At 64.3% G+C, this 502-nt stretch carries 1 protein-coding gene and 1 pseudogene; both read right to left on the reverse strand.

Annotation, left to right across the window (positions count from 1 at the left end; translation table 11 throughout):
- Window positions 1–301: pseudogene (locus DNK89_RS24095) on the reverse strand (hemin ABC transporter substrate-binding protein); the annotation flags it as partial.
- Window positions 301–502: ChuX/HutX family heme-like substrate-binding protein (locus tag DNK89_RS24100; protein WP_304547848.1), on the reverse strand; the 202-nt coding region annotated here is incomplete at its 5' end. The gene DNK89_RS24100 and the pseudogene DNK89_RS24095, both read right to left, overlap by 1 nt.

Consider the following 502-nt stretch of genomic DNA (forward strand, 5'->3'; position numbering starts at 1 on the left):
CCCGGATCCCGGTCGGATTGCCCGACAGCACGCCTTCCGGCGACAGCGCGCGCATATAGCCGACATCCGGTAGCTTGAGTGCCGCTTCGGGATAGACGCTGGTGGAGTCACGGGCAACGAGCTTGGCTTCCTCACCAAGCGCATAAACGATCTCGGTGACGGCCCCACCAACGGCAACAATTCGCTTGGTGTCCGAGAACACAGCACCACTCTCGCTCGCCATAGCGACGGCAAGCGGCATGGCCGCCAGCGCGGTGCCGAAAACGGCCACCCGCACCAGCCTCTTCATGACGGCACGCATCACGCGGCGCTCTGCTCTGCCACACGCGGCAGGCTTTCCGCCAGCGAACGCCAGTCGGCGCGCTCCGTTTCGCCTTCATGGCGTTTGCCGAAGAATTGGATGATCATCTTGCCGTCGGCATCATAGGCCTCCAGCGAGGTGACATGACCGTCCTTGGTTGGTTTGCGCACGGCCCAGGCCTCGGCGATGTGATCGCCGCGC

The sequence above is a fragment of the Acidovorax sp. ST3 genome (assembly GCF_003231145.1).
In the GTDB taxonomy this organism is placed as follows: domain Bacteria; phylum Pseudomonadota; class Gammaproteobacteria; order Burkholderiales; family Burkholderiaceae_C; genus Acidovorax.